This is a genomic window from Butyrivibrio fibrisolvens (assembly GCF_023206215.1).
Taxonomy (GTDB): Bacteria; Bacillota; Clostridia; order Lachnospirales; family Lachnospiraceae; genus Butyrivibrio; species Butyrivibrio fibrisolvens_C.
Genome location: NZ_CP065800.1, coordinates 2040003 through 2058335, shown reverse-complemented (window position 1 = coordinate 2058335; position 18333 = coordinate 2040003). Strand labels below are relative to the sequence as shown.

Genomic DNA, 18333 nt, shown 5'->3' with positions numbered 1-18333 from the left:
AATCGCTTAAGCTCCTGCACCTTGCGCTGCAGCATCTGGCGCAGCCTCGGGCGTCGCTGCATCAGGTGTCTGCGCTGCTGCATTGGGATCTACAACTGCACCTGTAGCAGGATCTATATATGTCCATGTATTAGGATCTATATAAAGGCCTGTAGCAGGATCAATATAGAATCCAGTGCCCGGGTCGATCTGAAGTCCTGTGTTAGGATCATACATAGCTCCGGTTTCAGGATCTACGATAACATTGGGAGTAGCACCTGTATCTGCAGGCTCCTCATTGGTATTATCAGGCTGAGTATTAACATTATCAGAGGATGTGTCTTCTTCTTCTTCCTCTTCAAACTCCTCATCAACTACAGTCTCAAGATCTTCATCGCCCCAGTTACTGATGGTCGTCCTTGTCTTAGTACCATCTTCACTTGTTATAACTTCCTGATATGTGTAATTAACAATATCTCCTTCGTATTCACAAGTCAGATAATATGTCACATGAGGAAAATAAGTTCCGCCTGATACAGAAGGCTCGTAATTCATGCTGATCTTGCCGGATCTTATAACTTCTTCATCTTCCGCATTTTCTTCTAGATCATTTTCATCTTCTGAGTTATCTATATAAGTATCTTCTGAGGCATCTTTAGAAGCATCTTCTGAAGCACCATTAGAAGCATTTTCAGAAGCATCTTTGGAAGCATTCTCAAAATCATCAGAATCATCTTCTACGGCATCTTCAGAAACATCTTCTGAGGCGTCTTCACTAGCACTTTCTTCTGATTCAAGTTCATCCTGCTCTGCTATTTCAGCTTTTGCCTCTTCCGCAGTCTGCACCTCATCATATGTAAGCTGGAGTGTTATCACACCCTTGGTAGCCGGATTCTCACTAAAATCCGGGAAATGATAAGTCCATAAGTTATCTTCAAGTGTCATAACTATGCCTTCCTGACAGAAAGCATTCTCCATCTCAAGTTCAAGATACTGATCTTCTCCGCTTATCAAATACTCTTTTAATGAAATAACATCATCGCTTATCATGAAGTCCCTGAAAGGTTCAACATCTCCGGATTCTATAAGCGGCCAGATGCTATCAAAAACACCGGACACTTTATCCGCATCTTCAAGGCAGGCTATAAAAGAGTTAAGTGAACTACTCTCTCCAAGAAGAGTTCTGGCATCTTTGACAAGAAGTGCATAATCACTACAGTTCTTGGTATTGATCCATACTACATTGCCTTCCGGAATGATATATCTTGCTATAAGCATCTCAAGCTCATCACTTGGATATATCTCATATATATCAAGCATAGAAGATACTGCTTCAATATATTGGTCAAAAGTAGCCTCGTCTTCATCCATAGACCAGAACAGTACACTATCTCCTGACGAGTTCTTATCGATCATACAATAGCTGTAAAGAGTACTCAGAAGCTGAAGAGCATCTTCATTACTTCCATCGATCTTAAGAACATCAAGAACATCCTCTACAGCTTCAAAACTACCTCCGGATGTCTGGATAGTGGCAATAACACTGTTAAGCTTTAATGAGATGTAATTATCAAGCAAAGACTGATCACTGGTGTTCAGCCAGCCATTGTACAGAACATTCATTACATTCTCAGTATCGTTAAGAGTAGCATAGCAGTTAGCAAGCTCTTCGTAAGCGATCAAAGATTTACTGTCAACACCTATAGCCTGCTCGTAGTATTTGATGGCATCTGCATAATCACCATTATTCTGCGCAGACTGTGCCAGTGCAAGTGCTCTTGTAAATCGAACAGCTGTCATATTCTGATACAGCTTATAAGTACCAAAAAGGCATACAAATAACAGCACGAATATCAAAACGATCTGTCCTATATCAAAAGCTTTCCAGAATCTTGCCTTCTTTTGAGCTCTCGCTATATCTTCATCGTTGTCATCTTCATCAGCACTATCGTTTGTATCTTGAGCTTCTTTGAAAGAATCCAAATCCGTCTTGTCATCATCTTTTTCTTTGGAAGTATCAGCCTTGACCTTTGCATCCTCTTTGGTATTGGGATCATCAGTCTCGGCCTTGGCATCCTCTTTGGTCTTGGGATCATCAGCCTTTGCCTTGGCATCCTCTTTGGTCTTGGGATCATCAGCCTTGGCCTTGGCATCCTCTTTGGTCTTGGGATCATCAGCCTTGACCTTTGCATCCTCGTTGGTCTTGGGATCATCAGCCTTGACCTTGGCATCCTCTTTAGTCTTGGGATCATCAGCCTTAACCTTATCATCCCCTGTTATTTTAGGATCCTTCTTATCTTCATTTTTAAATAACTCTTCTTCCGGATCCACTGTTGTGACATACTCTTCTTTCTTAGAAGTACCTGATTCTTCCGGCTTCTTGGCATTCTCTAAAGAATTGTCAGCATTCTTTCCTATACTTTTAGTATCTTTAGTCATGCTTTTAGTATCTTTATTGATGTTTTCGTTTTCGTTTTTATTTTCGTTTACTCTTTTATTGTTTTTATCATTAGCCATCCCGATTAAACTCCAATTATTCAAGACATCCCCTGGTATTAGCTATCCCCTTTTTAGACGGATGTTCACAATTACTGATCCGCCTGAAAACCATAAGAAATTGTACCTATATATCCTTGAAAAAAGCTTAAACAGACCACAAGTCATCAGCCGTTGTAGATACAGCATCTGCCCCTGCATCAAGAGCTGCAACTACATCCTTCTTGGTCCTAAGAAGTCCACTGGCAATAATAGGAATACCTACCGCCTTTCTCACATCAGCCGTAACCGATGGCATGACGCCGGGAAGTATCTCTATGGCATCAGGCTCATATTCCCTTATCTGTTTCATCATATTATTATACGCTATGGAATCGATCACAAAGGTCCTCTGAATAGCGATCAGATCCAGCTCCTTAGCCCTCTTTACAAGCAAAGGCTTCGTCGAAATGATCCCCTTAGCCTTAGTACTGTTCCTGATATAATCAACAGCAACTTCCTTCATTGAAAGGCCGTTTACAAGATCTGCATGAACTATAGCAATCTTTGAAGCTCTGTCTACCTTCTCAACAATATCACCTATATTACAAATATTACCATACAAAATAAAGATAATCCCGCAATCACAAGAAAGCGCCTTAGTAAGCCCCTTCTCATCTTTAACCGCTGCTATAACAGGTGAATCCGCAAGTATGTCAGATAGATTTGTATTCATAAGAAGTCCCTGCCCTTCTACTTTAGGATAACATCAGCTGTCCCATCTGCGCAATCGAGTCATAGATAGCATCAGGCTTGGTATCACTAATGTCAACATCCTCAAGATGAGTCTCTCCAGTCAGTACCAAAACACCGCGAGCGCCGTTATTGACTCCGGTTGCAACATCAGTATAAAGCCTGTCACCTACAAACGTAATATTTTCTCTCTTATATCCGGTCTTGTCAAGAATCATATCAACCGTCTCTTTAAAGGGCTTGCCTACATATCTGGGCTGTCTTCCTGTTGACAGACTGATCGCAGCGCATATCGCACCGCAGTCCGGAATAAATCCCCCCTCAACAGGGCAATTGATATCCATATGTGTTGCAAGGAAAGTAGCTCCCTGCCTTATGAAAGTGCAGGCTCTTTCAAGCTTCTCATAAGTAAGAGTCTTATCAAAACTTACAACAACAATATCCGGGTGCTCGTCATCCAGCTTGATACCCGCATCCTCGAAGCTCTCGATAAGAGGCTTTGTACCAAGCAGATATACGGACTGTCCCGGATATTTGCTCTTAAGGAATCTGATCATAACATCCCCAGACGTCATGATCTTATCCCTTGTTATGAAGCATCCCATGCCAGCAAGCTTGTCAATATAAGCCTCCGGCCTTGTGGATGCATTATTTGTAAAAAAAAGATAATCCTTCCCTTTCTTTGCAGCAGCTTCAATAAAGGAAAGCGCCCCTGGGAGAATATTATCTCCAAGGTAAAATGTGCCATCCATATCAAGCACGAAAAGATCTGTATCTTCAAGTAACTTCTTTTTATCCATGGTCGTTAAAAGCCCTTCCTTAACGAATCCGCCTTTAAGATCCATAGAAAATGTCTATCGAAAAAGATCTTTTGCCATATGTATATAGCACTCTAAGAGATCAATGAAATCAGCGAACCGTTATTATCAGATAGCAGCGCTCCTTCCAACATCCTTGGTTGCGATCACATCAACTCCCGTATCTGCAACATTTTTTATGATCACATCTCCGATATGAATAGGCGCTGTCACAGTAACCTCGCGAATCTCTTTCATGATATCGAAAATCTTTCCCTTAGGAATATCATTTTCTGTTTTAACAGAAACCCTCGCGATAGTACCATCGTTTATTTTAACACTACTTGTAACTATACGGGTAGGGTTTGTTACTTCTTTTTTGCCATAAGCTTCGCCCCTTGGGCAGGTATTGCCTGTAACAGTGATATTATCTGCATCTTCCATATTCACAGTAAGCTGGCATCCCATAGGACAGCCTATACATATAAGTTCTCTTGTCTCCATAAAAGCCTCCAAAACCATGCGTATCAGACAGTTCAATTATGCTTATTGCCATCACGCCTTTATATATCAGTTTTCTTGTGTGCATATGCGTATTGATTCAATATTTTTATAATTGTCAAAAGAGCTCTTGGTAAGGATCACCTGCTCCATCTCTCCGGGAGCCATGACTCTCTTTTTGATATTCTGAACCTTCTCATCGCCATAATATACGCAGATGCTGCGATTCTTGTATACATCCCCAACTCTGAATCTCACAACCACCTTGTCATTCATGTTAACAATATCAAGACTTTGAGGAACTGTATAACGGACGCCGCCATCAGCGATCAGAGTTATGACCTTGCCGCCTTCACTCTTACCACCATTTATGTAAGAAGCTGCATTCTTGCCGGCAAGTGAAGCCTCTTCCGAAACATAATCCACAAGATCATGCACATGAAGGACATTGCCACAGGCAAAGATCCCGTCAATGCTTGTCTCGAGCTTATCACTTACATTAGGCCCACTGGTCACAGGACACATCGAAGCTCCAATGCCCCTCGTAAGTTCATTCTCAGGAAGAAGTCCACATGATAATAGAAGTGTATCTGCTTCATAATGCTGCTCTGTTCCCGGGATAGGTTTTCTGTTATCATCAACCTGAGCTATCGTAATGCCTGTCACATGGTCTTTTCCTTCAATATCAACAACAGTATGGCTCAGTTTAAGCGGAATACCATAGTCATCAAGGCACTGCACTATATTCCTCTTAAGGCCTCCCGAATACGGCATAAGTTCTGCCACAACCTCAACCTTAGCTCCTTCCAAAGTCATACGGCGAGCCATGATAAGACCTATATCACCGGAACCCAAGATCACAACCTTTCGCCCCACCATATGGCCTTCAATATTCATAAGACGCTGCGCAGTTCCGGCAGTATAGATACCCGCCGGTCTGAATCCCGGGATATTAAGAGCTCCTCTCGGGCGTTCCCTGCATCCCATAGCCAGCACTATCGCCTTAGCCTTGATAGTAGTAAGACCATCTTCTTTGTTGATATAAGTAACTTCCTTATCTTTACTGATATCTATGACCATAGTATTAAGTTTATATGCGATCTTCTCATTAACAACACGCTCTATAAAACGTCCTGCATATTCAGGGCCTGTCAGCTCCTCCTTGAATGTATGAAGACCAAATCCATTGTGAATGCACTGATTCAGGATCCCTCCTAGAATATGGTCACGCTCAAGTATCAGTATATCTTCTACGCCTTCTTTCCTGGCAGAAAGCGCTGCAGCAAGCCCTGCCGGGCCGCCTCCTATGATCACAAGATCTGTTGTATTTTTAATAGTACTATTCATAATAGTCCTTTCATCTATATAATGAGGCAGGTATCAAAAGCCCCTTTTGACATCTAATTACCTGTATTAAACACAATTCTCTTTTTCTAAGACCAAACAGCAATCCAGAAATATTATCAGATCTTAAAAGATCTAATTCCTTCCAACTTCATCCCTTGGATCACCCACTATAAGCTCAGAACCTCTTCTGTTCTTACAAACCTGCGTAACCGGAATACCGAGTTCTTCTGCGATTATCTCCATGGTACGAGGCGTGCAAAAACCAGCCTGGCATCTGCCCATTCCGGCTCTTGTGCGGCGCTTTACACCATCCATTGATCTTGCTCCAAGTGTTCTCCTTATAGAGTTTCTAATCTCGCCTTCAGAGATACCCTCACAGCGGCAGATGATAGTTCCATACGAAGGATCTTCCTTTATAAGAGCTGCCCTTTCATCAAAAGACATCTCAGCTACATGAGGTATTCCTTTCCTTGTTGCAATAAAGTTATCTTTCTTTAAGGCTCCAGCCTTTTTGGCAATCTCATCTGCAAGATATACGCCTATAGCAGGCGCGCTGCTAAGTCCCGGAGACTCGATTCCAGCTGCGTCATAGAAGCCTTCTGCATCCTCGCATTCACCGATTATGAAGTCGTCACCGTCTTCATGAGCACGAAGTCCGGAAAAAGATGTTATCGTCTGGCGGAATGGAACATTCTTAACACTGATCATAGCTTTACTTGTCAGATCATCAAGTTCTGCAGCTGATGTTGAGGTAAGCTCTTTGTTATCAACATCCACAGCAGTAGGCCCTGCAAGAAGATTGCCATGAACAGTAGGTGTTACAAGGACTCCCTTACCGTATTTTCCCGGAAGCTGGAATATAGTATGAGATACATATGTTCCTACTTCCTTGTCCATGAGCTTGTAATCGCCCTTACGAGGAGTTATGTGGATCTTCTTATCAGAGACCATATTGTGGATCTTATCTGCATAGACTCCTGCAGCATTAACCACATATTTGGTGGTTATCTCTCCATTGTCAGTCCTTATACTATAACCGCCATCAATCTTTCTTATATTCTGAACTTCTGTGTTAAATCGAAATTCCACGCCGTTATCACAGGCATTCTCTGCAAGAGCTATAGTAAGATTAAAAGGGCACACAATAGCACCGGTTCTTGCCAGTAGAGCTGCAACAACTTCATCCGATACATTGGGTTCAAGCTCCCTTGCCTGATCGCCTGTTATTATCTCAAGGCCCTCTACTCCATTCTTGATACCCCTGTCATACAACTCATTAAGTTTAGGCATATCGCCTTTGTCAAAGCACAAAACCATAGACCCATTTTTCTTATAAGGAAAGTCAAGCTCTCTTGACAGCTCTTCCATCATCCTGCTGCCAAGGACATTGAACCTTGCCTTAACAGAACCCGGCTCCGCATCAAAACCTGCATGCACTATAGCACTATTAGCCTTGGACGTACCGGAACATACATCTTCTTCTTTTTCCAAAAGCACTGTCTTTAGATCATAAGCTGACAACTGCCTTGCTATGGAGCATCCAACAACACCGCCCCCAATGATTACTACATCTGTGTTCATAGATTTTTCTCCTTTAAAAGACTCTCTACTACCGGCTTTGTAAACTTTCGAAACAACCTTTGCAATCTCTATCCTTACTATGCGCATAAGAGAAAATAAATGCTCACAAGAAAGAATAAATGCTCATAAAAAAATAAATGCACATAAGAAGGAATAGATGCAAAAAGAGACGATAGAAAAAAGCGCGTGCAAATAACCCCATCGGAATAAATCCAATAAGCTTAAAGCTAAGTTATATCCTTAACTCTAACTGCACCGACACCCTTTTCTCTCGTCTCTTCGTTTGCCGATCAAATCTTCAATTAACTATATAAATAGTAACATGAAACCGCTTTTAGTGCAAGCGTTTCCTTAAGACAAGATCAGCTGGATCAGCTGATCCTCAAGCCAGAAACTAATATTAGTTCCGGTTTTCTTCGCTTTAATAACTCTTGTCTTTAGTATATCTCGTCTATAGTATTATTCGTTAACTATTCCTTGTCTTCATGAGCTTCTTTATACAGTTCAATTCCCTTTTTTAACCTGTCCATGCCATCAACTACAATGCTTCTGGGGCATGCAAGGTTTATACGAAGGAATCCCTCGCCGCCAGGTCCATATTGACCGCCTCTTGTTATAAACAGTCCTGTCTTTTCTCTGATAAAGCGGGCCAGATCATCTTTTCCTTTAGTGATATCACTGCAATCAACCCAGATAAGATAAGTTGCCTCTGAATGAAGTATTTTAACCCCTGGTATATTATTAGTAATAAATTCCTCACAATAGCATTTATTACCATATACATACTCGTTGAGTTCATCGAGCCATTCTTCACCTTTGGTAAAAGCAGCTATCGCAGCAGTCACTGCAAGAAATGACGGTTCTCCGCACTCATCTGTATTGATCTGTCTCCATACCTTATGTCTCAAAAACTCATTAGGAACAAAAGCTGCACTTGTAGCCATACCTGCCATGTTGAAAGACTTGGAAGGCGCCAGAGCAGTAATACTTATATCCCTGCAGATATCAGATGCTGCTGCAAAAGGTACATACTCCTTGTCTGGATCTGTGATGTCGCAGTGAATCTCATCAGATATAACAGTTACGCGGTGCTTATAACAAAGTTCTCCTATCTTGATAAGCTCTTCTTTTGACCAGATGCGGCCCACAGGATTGTGAGGATTACATAATATAAGAAGCGTAGTCTGAGGATCCGAAAGCTTCTGCTCCAGATCTTCAAAATCGATCTCCCATCTTCCATCCTTCATAACAAGTCTTGATTCAAGGGCTCTGGCACCGTTATTAACAATGCAGTTATAGAAGACATTATAAACAGGAGTCATGATCACAACATTCTCATTAGGAGTTGTAAGTTTTCTGACTGAGCTTGATAGAGTCGGGATAACACCTGTAGAGAATATAAGTTCATCCTTGTTGATCTTAAGATGATGACGCCTTTTCCACCAGGAAATATAAGCATCATACCACTCGTCAGGAATATAGGTATATCCATATGCACCAACTCCAAGTCTTTCTACCAGTGCTTCTTTGACTTCAGGTGCTGTCTCAAAATCCATGTCGGCAACCCACATGGGAAGTTCACCGTCTTTGATGTCCCACTTGATCGCCCAGGATGATTTTCTGTCAATTACTTTGTCAAAATTATATTTTCCCATATTTGATGCTCCAATTGTGTTATTCTTTATTTTCTGTTTGCAGACTTCTGAATTCTCCGCTCTGACTATCCTTGATCATAATATTGGTCTTACTGATATCGCAGTTATCAGGTTCAATTATGAGCTCTGCTATCTCTCTTGCCTTTATACTGCCTGATCCGGGATTTAAGATTCCATCTACTCTGTTTATAACCTCAGCATCCACGTCATATGCATATTCAAACGCAAGTCTGGTATTTACAAGCTTGCAGTTGATCATCTTAAGATTATTTATATAGCAAAGTCCCTGGTTAGATTCTATAGTACAGTTTATAAAAGTAAGATTCTTGGTATTCCAAGCAAGATATTCTCCTGATATATATGAATCGTATACAGTTACATTCTCGCAGTTCCAGAAGCAGTCCTTGGTCACAAGCCTTGAATTTCTGACTTCAACATTTTTAGAACCATCAAAGGCATAATTGCCAAAAAGCTCCAGGTGATCTACTTTGATATTATCAGAATTCATTCCAAAATAGTCGCCTCTTGCTGTAACATTGGATAGCTCCACTCCATCGCACATCCACAATGTCTCCTGTGCATTAGGGATAGAGGAATTTCTGATCTTTAAATTCTTACATCGTCTGAAATTCTTTGGAGCACCAATAAGACTGTCTTCAATTGTCATATTATTTGTATACCAGACTCCTGATCTGCCCATTTCCTGCCATACGCAGTCCTTGACATATACATTGTCCGCATACCATACAGGATATTTCCATTGGAACTCACAGCCATACAGCTCTATATTCCTGCTCTCCTTAAGCGGAGACTCTCCATCATGAAAAACTGTATCATATATCTTAAGATCACGCCCTCTATAGAGTGCTCTCTCACCTGACAACTGCTCTTCATGTATCTCTTCACCTGATCTATTTACAGGATTAAATCTCTTAGAATCGGACACCACTAAACCTCCTACATATACCTATCAAACTAATATCACGCTAATAATTCTTATATATAAAAATATATATTTTATATTGCATACAATTAAATATTATACCATTTTTGCCCTGATTTCAATTATTTTTTGCTCTTTTGCACCTTTAGCCGATGAAAGCAGTGTATAAATGACCGATTTATTGTGCTTTGAAATATGCATATTACTGCCCATACGCCCCTTTTAGGCAGTGTATTATGCATTTTTGTATCTTGAAGGTGTTATTAGCTACTTACTTTAATCTATAGTATATCAATAAATATATCGTACACTTCTTATTTTTTTCTAAATTCTTTTGGGATTTTTATTTTTACTTTTTGAATAACTGCCAACTGTTCTGTTTTCTTTGTTTTTGGCAGTTCTATTTACCTCCGGCTTACTGCTTCTTTTCTTCGTTTCTTTTCTTCGTTTACTCTTTTTGGCAGTACATCTTACCATAATTAAAAAGCTTCCCACATGAAGTTAACTCTCATGTGAGAAGCTTATCCATTAGGCAATATCAGTTGCCCTACTATTTTCGATCATCACCTCGTATACTCTCTAAGATCCGTATAATCAACAGTGCAGTCTTCTGCAAAGAGTCTGATGCTCTTGCCGGACACTCCGTAGAGCCTTACTGTAAGTGATGCCTGACCATCTATATAGAAGACGCCCACAGATCCTTCCTGAATATAGGTAAAAGAGTATGTCTCGCCTTCTTTAAGTGATACGCTTGTAGAAGTGATATCTGTCGTACCTTCATTAAAATTAAGATCAAGAAGCTGAGTCCTTGTATCTATGCTTATCATCTTATAATTATCACTATTGCCATTATAATCAAAGGCTAGTCCAAAACTTCCATTACCGGAATATGTGAACTTACCGGTCAGCATAAAGCTTTCATAGCAGTTAAAATACTCTTCGTAGTAATATCTGGAGCCCGCTGTTATGTTCACATCATCCTGTGCCATAAGAGGCTTTCTTCTATCCTTGTACTGCTCCACGATCTTGTCAACAGGTGCAAGATACAGACTTCCATCCTCATTTTGACAGATCTTCATGACTATAAGGTTCCCTGCCCAGGCTGTTACACCCATGATGTCAGAAGGTGAATCACTTCTTCTGGCCCATGCTACCATATACATTCCATCAGGGCCCTCTACGTGCTTGGCTGCATAGAAGAGCTTGCCATCAATTCTTGCAGCATTCTCATAAGGGCCGTAAGGCGTATCTGATACTGCATACCAGAGAGTATCATCCTGTGCTGAATATGTGATGTAATACTTGTCTCCTATTTTAAAAGTATCAGAACACTCAAGATTCCAGAACTCTTTAGTAGGATCATCGAAGATAACTCCATCATAAGTCACTTCTTTAAGATCAGAGCTTAGCGTGTACTTAAGGATCCTTGCAACATTATCCTTAGATGCAGTAACTGTAAGCACTATATTACCTGTTTCTTCATCATAATATGCCTGCGGATCCCTAAAATCATTCTTTTGTCCAAGTTCATCAGGAGGTATGATCTCGAAAGTTTCGTCCTTTTCAAACTCTGTAGGACTAGTTCCTCTTGCAACCTTGATAGTCTCTGCATATTCACAGGTAGGATGAGATCCGTGTCCTGTGTAGAAGAATAGATATTCATCACCTATTTTCACAACAGATCCTGTTCCTATCCATGCATCCTGACCGCCTGCTTTGTCAGCTTCAAGCACAGGGCCTTCCACTTCTTCATAAGTTACAAAGTCTGTTGTCTTGGTCAGGAATACCGAGTGATTATATGAATCTCCACCATCTTTGAGATAATAGATATAATATGTTCCGTCTTCATAATATGCCATACAGTCACCTACATATGGCTGATTTGTACCACATAATCCCGGGAGAAAAAAGTTTTTGTATTCATATGCTTTTTCCATACTTCCGGGAGTTGTAAGTTCCGAGAAATCTTTATCATTTGTATTTTCCACAAAAGGTTCCCCTTCATCATCATATTCTAAATTTTTTTGGAAAGGCTCCTGCCCAATACTGCATCCCGCAGTAAAGACGCATAGAATGCTCATGATCCTGGCAATTCCTAATAACTTATTTTTCATAAAATAAAAATCCTCATGTACAGACATATCATTAGAAAGTCTGATAATCTGTATCTAATTCGTATGTTTTTTACCAACGCCAAAACACTAATTTTATAGCAAGTGTTTTGGTCTTAATCTTTAATGATCCCGTAGGCATCAATCATTCACATTACATATATAAGTCAAACAGGCCAAAGCATTTTGTACCGCCCGGCCTGTCTGCTCACTTTATATAAATCCCCTAACTTTTACTATCTTCCATTATCTGCATTATCTTACATAGCGCTCATCTTATAGATAGTAATGTTAGAAAACTCTATAGTATTTTCTCCCATAGCTGCTGTGTCCTCAGAACCAAACTGGAACAGAAGCTCGAAATCCATATCTGTGATGAACGTATCTGTAGTAGTAAATCTGAAGGTCTGATACTCAGTTGTGATATCCATTCCTTCTGAGATTCTGGGATCCCAATCTCCCATAGGATTGAGGAATACTCCGCAAGATACAGGCTTTTGCGCCTTAACTGTTATCTCGATCGTATAGTAAGCATCTGATTCAAGAGTGAGAGGATTGCCTGTATAACCGCAGATAAGCTTGTTGTGCCAGTCTACTGTGCCTCCATTATCAATGCGGTAGAAGAAGTTTCCGTCTTCTGCCCAGATAACGCCAACTCCCTTGTCATTATCTTCATCAGTTCCATTGAAGGTCTCCCATGGAAGATCTGTATTATCTGCGTTGGCACTATTTCTTCCAAATGCCATGAAAGAGTCGATTGTCTTAGTAACTTCCTTATCGCCTTCTACTGTTCCAAATTCGATGCTGCTTATAACGATCTCGTTATCAGTTACTCCTTCAGGAGCGTTACCGATCTGAAGGCGGATAACAGGATCCTCCACGTCAGCTTCTGCCGTAAATACGCCCTCAACTGTTATCTCCTCGCCGGCAGGTGCATCCAGCGTGTTAAAATTAGCTCTGCACTCAAAGCCTTTTTCCCTGCTCTCTACCAGAACTTCACCAGTCTGTCCGTTAGCAGCATTAACATTGAATCTGTAATAGTACTTCTTTCCATTCTCGATCTTAACATCGCCTATTGCGATGTCTGTCTTAATGCTCCATACTCCGCCGTCAGCAGATGGATAAGCTGTAATATCAGTCTTGGCACTGCCATCTTCAAATGTCACTGCAGCTTCTGCGCTGTCGCCTGCTTCTACAACAAGATTGTCTTTAGAAGGCTCTGCTGTATATGAAGCTACAAGCTCCTCTTCGCCAACGCTTTCGTAGATCTCGATCTTATCAATAGTTACAGTGAAGTCTTCAGGTGTTGTATCTTCTGCATTATCAGGGTTAGGTGTGATCTTGCCCATATTGATCATGAGCTCGCACTTACCCTCTTTATCTGAAGAAAAAGTAAGTTCGTAAGGTGCTACCTCTTCTGTGATCTGAACGTTATAAGATCCGCCAAAAGTAGCCCAGTCTGCTGCGCTTTCATCTCTTGCAATGATATGTGCATATGTTGGCTTTGTTGACTTAGCCCAGACTTTTACAGTATAGTCAGCTTTTTTGACTTCAAATCCTGATTTGGAAAGAGCAACTTCTCCATCAGACTCTCCGGGATTTTCTATATCAAAAACATATGCGCCCTGCTTGAGCTGTCCTGTTGCCTTGGCATTGTCCCCGATCTTAACTTCCCAGCCTTTATTATCTACTTCTCCGGCCTTACTAAAATCAAATTCTTTATAAACTTCCTCGTCCCCAGTCATCTTGGTAACAGTAAGAGTTGCATAGCTTTCAGTAGTAAGACCTCCCTTATCTGTTACAGAATATACAAGCTCATAAGATCCTGCGTTCTCAGGTGTTGCCTTATCGTTCTTAAAATCAAGTGAAGGAGTTGCCTCTACCTTGATCACACTGCTAAGATCACCATCCTGATCATCAGATGCTGTTATGCCGCTAAGAGCATCAAACTCTGTTCCGGCCATAACTGTAGCATCAGCAGCTCCCTCTATTACAGGAGCAGTATTATCACCGCCTGATGCTGCGCCGTTTGAACAGGCAGCTACTGATACTGTACATGTAAGTGTCATAAGCATTGCCACAAACTTTTTTCTCATTCTCATTCCCTCTTTTATATTATTTGGTCCCTAGCTGTCTATAAGACTTACAGGAACTTATTTTTGCTACAAAAAATCTCTAATACCTTTTATATTTTGTTTTGATATACTTGCAGGTTTACTGACTTATATATCTGTCATAAGCATCCTGATATACCTGCTGGATCTCAGGAAGTTTAACTTTGCCATTAAGGTCATTCTGGAAAGCTTCCCAGTCGCTGTCTGTCACGCCGCCCTTCATAAGCCATGCGATGAGATTGGTCCTTATATAGTCATTCATGTTGCTTTCGTAATTGCCAAGAGTATTGAGCTCTTCAAGAGTGAACTGAAGGTTAGGACATGGGGTTACCTTAGCATCTACATAAGGTCTTGCCACCTGATCAAGTCTCTCAAGGCGGAGCTTCGCTCTAGGCTCCATGTTGACAACATTGTTCCATGCATACTCTCCAAGATTGATGATGCCAAGAGGCGCATTCTGAAGACGAAGTTCATCAGCTGTAACTCCCTCCGGAAGCGGCTTTTGAACCAGCATTCCGCTATCATCAAGTTCCTCTTCATATACAACGCCTACAGGACCATAGTTGATCTGAGCGGATATAAGCGGATCATAGTAGCGGTCGAAGTATGCAAGGAGGATCTCAGGATATTTACAATCTGCAAATACTACAACTTCACCGGTTCCAATCTCAGGGTTATTAGATACACAGATTGTCTGATCGCCGTTTGGTCCGATAAGAGGACTGCATACGATATAATCTTCAGGATTAGATACTACTGTCTCACTCTCCCACCAGTAGAAAGCGCCATATGTTTCAAGGCCCTTGCCGCCTGCAAGGAAGTTGTCCTGGCTCTGCTCAAATGAAACCTTGTCGATAAGGCCATTGTCTACCCAGCTTGCAATATAGTTGGTAGCTTCCTTGAATCTGTCATCAGTAACTGTATATGTCACCTTGCCATCTACAACAACTCTGTGCTCAAGATTATCATTAAGGCCGAACATTCCGTACAGATCACACTGATTGCCCTGCCAGTTGTTATATACAAAGCTAAGAGGTCGTTCATCATCGCTCTTACCATTGCCGTTCATATCATTGTCTCTGAAGTAAGCAAGGATCTGCTCCATCTGATCAGCCGTAAGAGTAAGTCCATCCTGGACATCGCTTTCAGATAAACCTGTAACTGCTCCGGCATTTATAGCATCTTTGGCCCACTGAGCATTCAGAAACAGAAGGTTAGGGAACTCTAAAAGTCCCATCTCTTCAATACGAGGAAGGGAATAGATCTTGCCATCCTCTACATTTAGCAGCTGGTTCTTGATATCAGGACGTTCTTCCAGAAGCTTTTTAAGATTGGGCATATAATCAAGATAATCACTTATTGGCAAAAGAACTTTACGCTTTGCATACTTGATTATCTCTCCTGAATCCATACCTGCATGATAGATAGCATCAGGACGATTCTCACTGTTGCCAAAGATAAGGCTCTTTTGCTGGGAATATACAGATTCAGATACATTCTCCCAGTTTACTTTGACACCGGTCTGATCATACAGATCCTGCATGATCTTCATGTCGTTATAATCAAGTGCAGAAGCATTCTTAGAAGAATAGATATTGAAGCTTATCTCCTGTGAACCCTTTTCATTGACTATAGGCTTTGTAGGATCCTCCCACTGAAATCCATACTCACTTACAAGAGCATCTATGTCAGATGCTGATGCACTTTGCTTATCTCCTGATCCGCAACCGGCAAGCGACGAAGTCATAACCGCTGCAAGAACCAGAGCGCTTAGTTTTTTATACCTTTTCATATTTTTCCTCCAAATGGTATTTATACAGATACATGATCTAATATAGTGTTCTTATTATTCCTCCATGACAAGCACTTGAAGATACTCAGTCTTTAAGAGATCCAAGCATTACACCCTGTGCAAAATATTTCTGAACAAAAGGATATAAGCACAGAACCGGAATACTTGATACGATAACCGATACGTATTTGAGCTGGTTAGCAAGTCTGTACTGCTGCAGTATTGTCTCTCCGCTGCCTCCTACCGTGCTTTCTGATGCGATCAGTATCTCTTTAAGTACAAGCTGAAGCGGATACTTGGTCTCATCCTGCAAAAAGATCATCGCATTAAAGTAGCTGTTCCACTGACCTACCGCGTAGTATAGTGCCATAACCGCAATGATAGGTTTGGCAAGTGGCAGTACTATAGAATAGAAAGTCCTGAACTTCCCCGCACCATCAATTCTGGCCGCTTCCAATAATCCTTCAGGGATCGAAGACTCGAAGAAAGTCTTGGTCATGAACAGATTCCATACAGACAGGATAGCCGGAAGTATGATAGCCCACTGTGAATTGATAAGATGGAGACTGCTCATAACATTGTAAAAAGGAATAAGACCACCTCCGAAGAACATGGGAATTATAAAAAAGACCATCCAGAATTTCCTGCCCGGAAGTTTCTTCCTGCTAAGAGCCCATCCTGCCGGAATCGTTACAGCAAGTGACAACACCACAGTGATCACTGTGTACCAGATAGTATTCAGATAACCTGTCCAGATATCGTTTCTGTGAAGTATCTTCTCAAATCCATCAAGTGTGATCTTGACAGGATATAGATAAACCTGACCACCCAAAACTGCATCCGGATCTGATATAGATGCGATGATGATAAAATAAACAGGATACAGGATTATCAGTGCAAGCAGTGTCAGAAACAAAGTATTGAAAAAATAGAATACTCTATCTCCAAACGATATCTTCTTGAATGTTTTTCTTATTTTTAGAGCTTTCTCTTTATTTAAAGCAGAAGTATTGCTGATAGAATTATCCATATTAACCTCATTTATAAAATATGACTTTTTGTCACTTCGTTCCAAAAGTCATGTAAATAGGCCAATTGAGAACACCTTCGGTGCCTAGCCTATTTACCTACCGATTCACTTTCTTACGAAATCCGCAGTAAATGCGGATTTCTGATTCAAAGTTGCGAAAACATATATTTTCACCAAAGAGAGTTCTCAGAAAAACGCTTCGAAAGCGTATTGGCAATGATCAGAAGTACCACATTGATAACCGAGTTAAAAAGTCCGATTGCTGTAGCATATGCCTGATCAGGAACTCCTGTAAGACCCTTCTTATATACATAAGTTGCTATAAGTTCGCTCACGGCAAGGTTACCGTCTGTCTGCATTAGAAGAGCTTTCTCATAACCAACTCCCATAAGACCGCCGATGGACATGATCAGCATCACGCTTATCATAGGCATGATCGCAGGAATATCAACATGAAGTATCCTCTGGAATCTGCTGGCACCGTCGATCATAGCAGCTTCGTGCTGACCCGGATCCACGTTAGATAAAGCTGCAATATAGATCACTGCACTCCATCCAAAATCCTGCCAGTTACTGGACAAGATATACAAAGGTCTGAAAGCTGAGTTTTCAAGGAAATAAGAGAATCTCTCAAGCCCCATACCGGCCGCTATATTGTTGACCAGTCCATATCTTCCGAAGAAGAGCTGCAGCATACCAACAAGTACTACAAGAGATATAAAATGCGGCGCTGTAAAAATGGTCTGGAATATCTTGCCTGCTTTCTTTTTTCTAAGTGCATTAAGTGAAAGCGAAACAATTATTGGAAGTGGAAAACCAATGATAAAACCATAGATACACAATAAAAAAGTGTTTTTCATAAGCGGCAGGAACTGAACATCACTAAAGAATCTTGTAAAGTTACTAAATCCTACCCATATGGTTGTGTCTGAAAAAATCTTGTCGCCGGGCATAAAGTCCTGAAAAGCGATAAGAACTCCATATATCGGCAGATAGTTAAAAAGAAAAACAGTTACAATGGCAGGTAGTAGCATAAGAAGATAAGGAAGATTATCCTTAAACCCACGCACCAACGTCTTTCTAGGCTTTTTATTCATATAGATCCTCCCCGGTACATGCTGGCAGTTCAATAACATAAATATGTAAAGATAACCGCCACATATTTTGGTTTACAATGTTTACATTATTTACATTGTTTACATTTGATGATTATGATTTTACATCCACGATTTTTTATCGTCAATATTCAATAGTA

General features: G+C 40.9%; 13 protein-coding genes. All 13 read right to left on the bottom strand.

The genetic code is table 11. The annotated features are described in order from the left end of the window. Nucleotides 1-6: 6 nt before the first annotated feature. Complete coding sequence (locus I7804_RS08420; RefSeq protein ID WP_248405921.1) at nucleotides 7-2496, bottom strand: OCRE domain-containing protein; 2490 nt, start codon at nucleotides 2494-2496, stop codon at nucleotides 7-9. Between the two features lie 127 nt (nucleotides 2497-2623). After that, nucleotides 2624-3190, bottom strand: coding sequence for a glycerol-3-phosphate responsive antiterminator (locus I7804_RS08415; RefSeq protein ID WP_022753377.1), 567 nt, complete (start codon nucleotides 3188-3190; stop codon nucleotides 2624-2626). A 22-nt stretch (nucleotides 3191-3212) separates the two neighbouring features. Beyond that, the gene (locus I7804_RS08410) at nucleotides 3213-4007 is read right to left on the bottom strand and encodes an HAD-IIA family hydrolase (RefSeq protein WP_248405920.1); all 795 of its coding nucleotides are present in this window, start codon (nucleotides 4005-4007) and stop codon (nucleotides 3213-3215) included. A gap of 126 nt (nucleotides 4008-4133) precedes the next feature. Then, nucleotides 4134-4508 (bottom strand): DUF1667 domain-containing protein, encoded by a 375-nt coding sequence (locus I7804_RS08405; protein WP_022753375.1) that lies wholly within the window; start codon nucleotides 4506-4508, stop codon nucleotides 4134-4136. Nucleotides 4509-4574: 66 nt separating this feature from the next. Further along, nucleotides 4575-5852, bottom strand: coding sequence for an NAD(P)/FAD-dependent oxidoreductase (locus I7804_RS08400; protein WP_248405919.1), 1278 nt, complete (start codon nucleotides 5850-5852; stop codon nucleotides 4575-4577). Nucleotides 5853-5984: 132 nt separating this feature from the next. Continuing rightward, the gene (locus tag I7804_RS08395; protein ID WP_248405918.1) at nucleotides 5985-7433 is read right to left on the bottom strand and encodes an NAD(P)/FAD-dependent oxidoreductase; all 1449 of its coding nucleotides are present in this window, start codon (nucleotides 7431-7433) and stop codon (nucleotides 5985-5987) included. Between the two features lie 470 nt (nucleotides 7434-7903). Beyond that, nucleotides 7904-9088, bottom strand: a complete 1185-nt coding sequence (locus I7804_RS08390; protein ID WP_248405917.1) for a MalY/PatB family protein — start codon at nucleotides 9086-9088, stop codon at nucleotides 7904-7906. A 19-nt stretch (nucleotides 9089-9107) separates the two neighbouring features. After that, a complete protein-coding gene (locus I7804_RS08385; RefSeq protein WP_248405916.1) occupies nucleotides 9108-10034 on the bottom strand; it encodes a DUF3737 family protein in 927 nt (308 codons plus the stop codon). Nucleotides 10035-10594: 560 nt separating this feature from the next. Next, complete coding sequence (locus I7804_RS08380; RefSeq protein WP_022753370.1) at nucleotides 10595-12145, bottom strand: hypothetical protein; 1551 nt, start codon at nucleotides 12143-12145, stop codon at nucleotides 10595-10597. A 257-nt stretch (nucleotides 12146-12402) separates the two neighbouring features. Further along, the gene (locus I7804_RS08375; protein WP_248405915.1) at nucleotides 12403-14238 is read right to left on the bottom strand and encodes a DUF5011 domain-containing protein; all 1836 of its coding nucleotides are present in this window, start codon (nucleotides 14236-14238) and stop codon (nucleotides 12403-12405) included. 118 nt (nucleotides 14239-14356) lie between these two features. After that, nucleotides 14357-16048 carry an extracellular solute-binding protein gene (locus I7804_RS08370; RefSeq protein WP_027215297.1) on the bottom strand — a complete coding sequence of 564 codons (1692 nt, stop codon included), beginning with the start codon at nucleotides 16046-16048 and terminating at the stop codon, nucleotides 14357-14359. Nucleotides 16049-16133: 85 nt separating this feature from the next. Beyond that, nucleotides 16134-17078 (bottom strand): carbohydrate ABC transporter permease, encoded by a 945-nt coding sequence (locus I7804_RS08365; protein ID WP_022753367.1) that lies wholly within the window; start codon nucleotides 17076-17078, stop codon nucleotides 16134-16136. Nucleotides 17079-17248: 170 nt separating this feature from the next. Continuing rightward, on the bottom strand, nucleotides 17249-18175 hold the full coding sequence (locus I7804_RS08360; protein ID WP_022753366.1) for an ABC transporter permease: 927 nt from the start codon (nucleotides 18173-18175) through the stop codon (nucleotides 17249-17251). Nucleotides 18176-18333 lie beyond the last annotated feature (158 nt).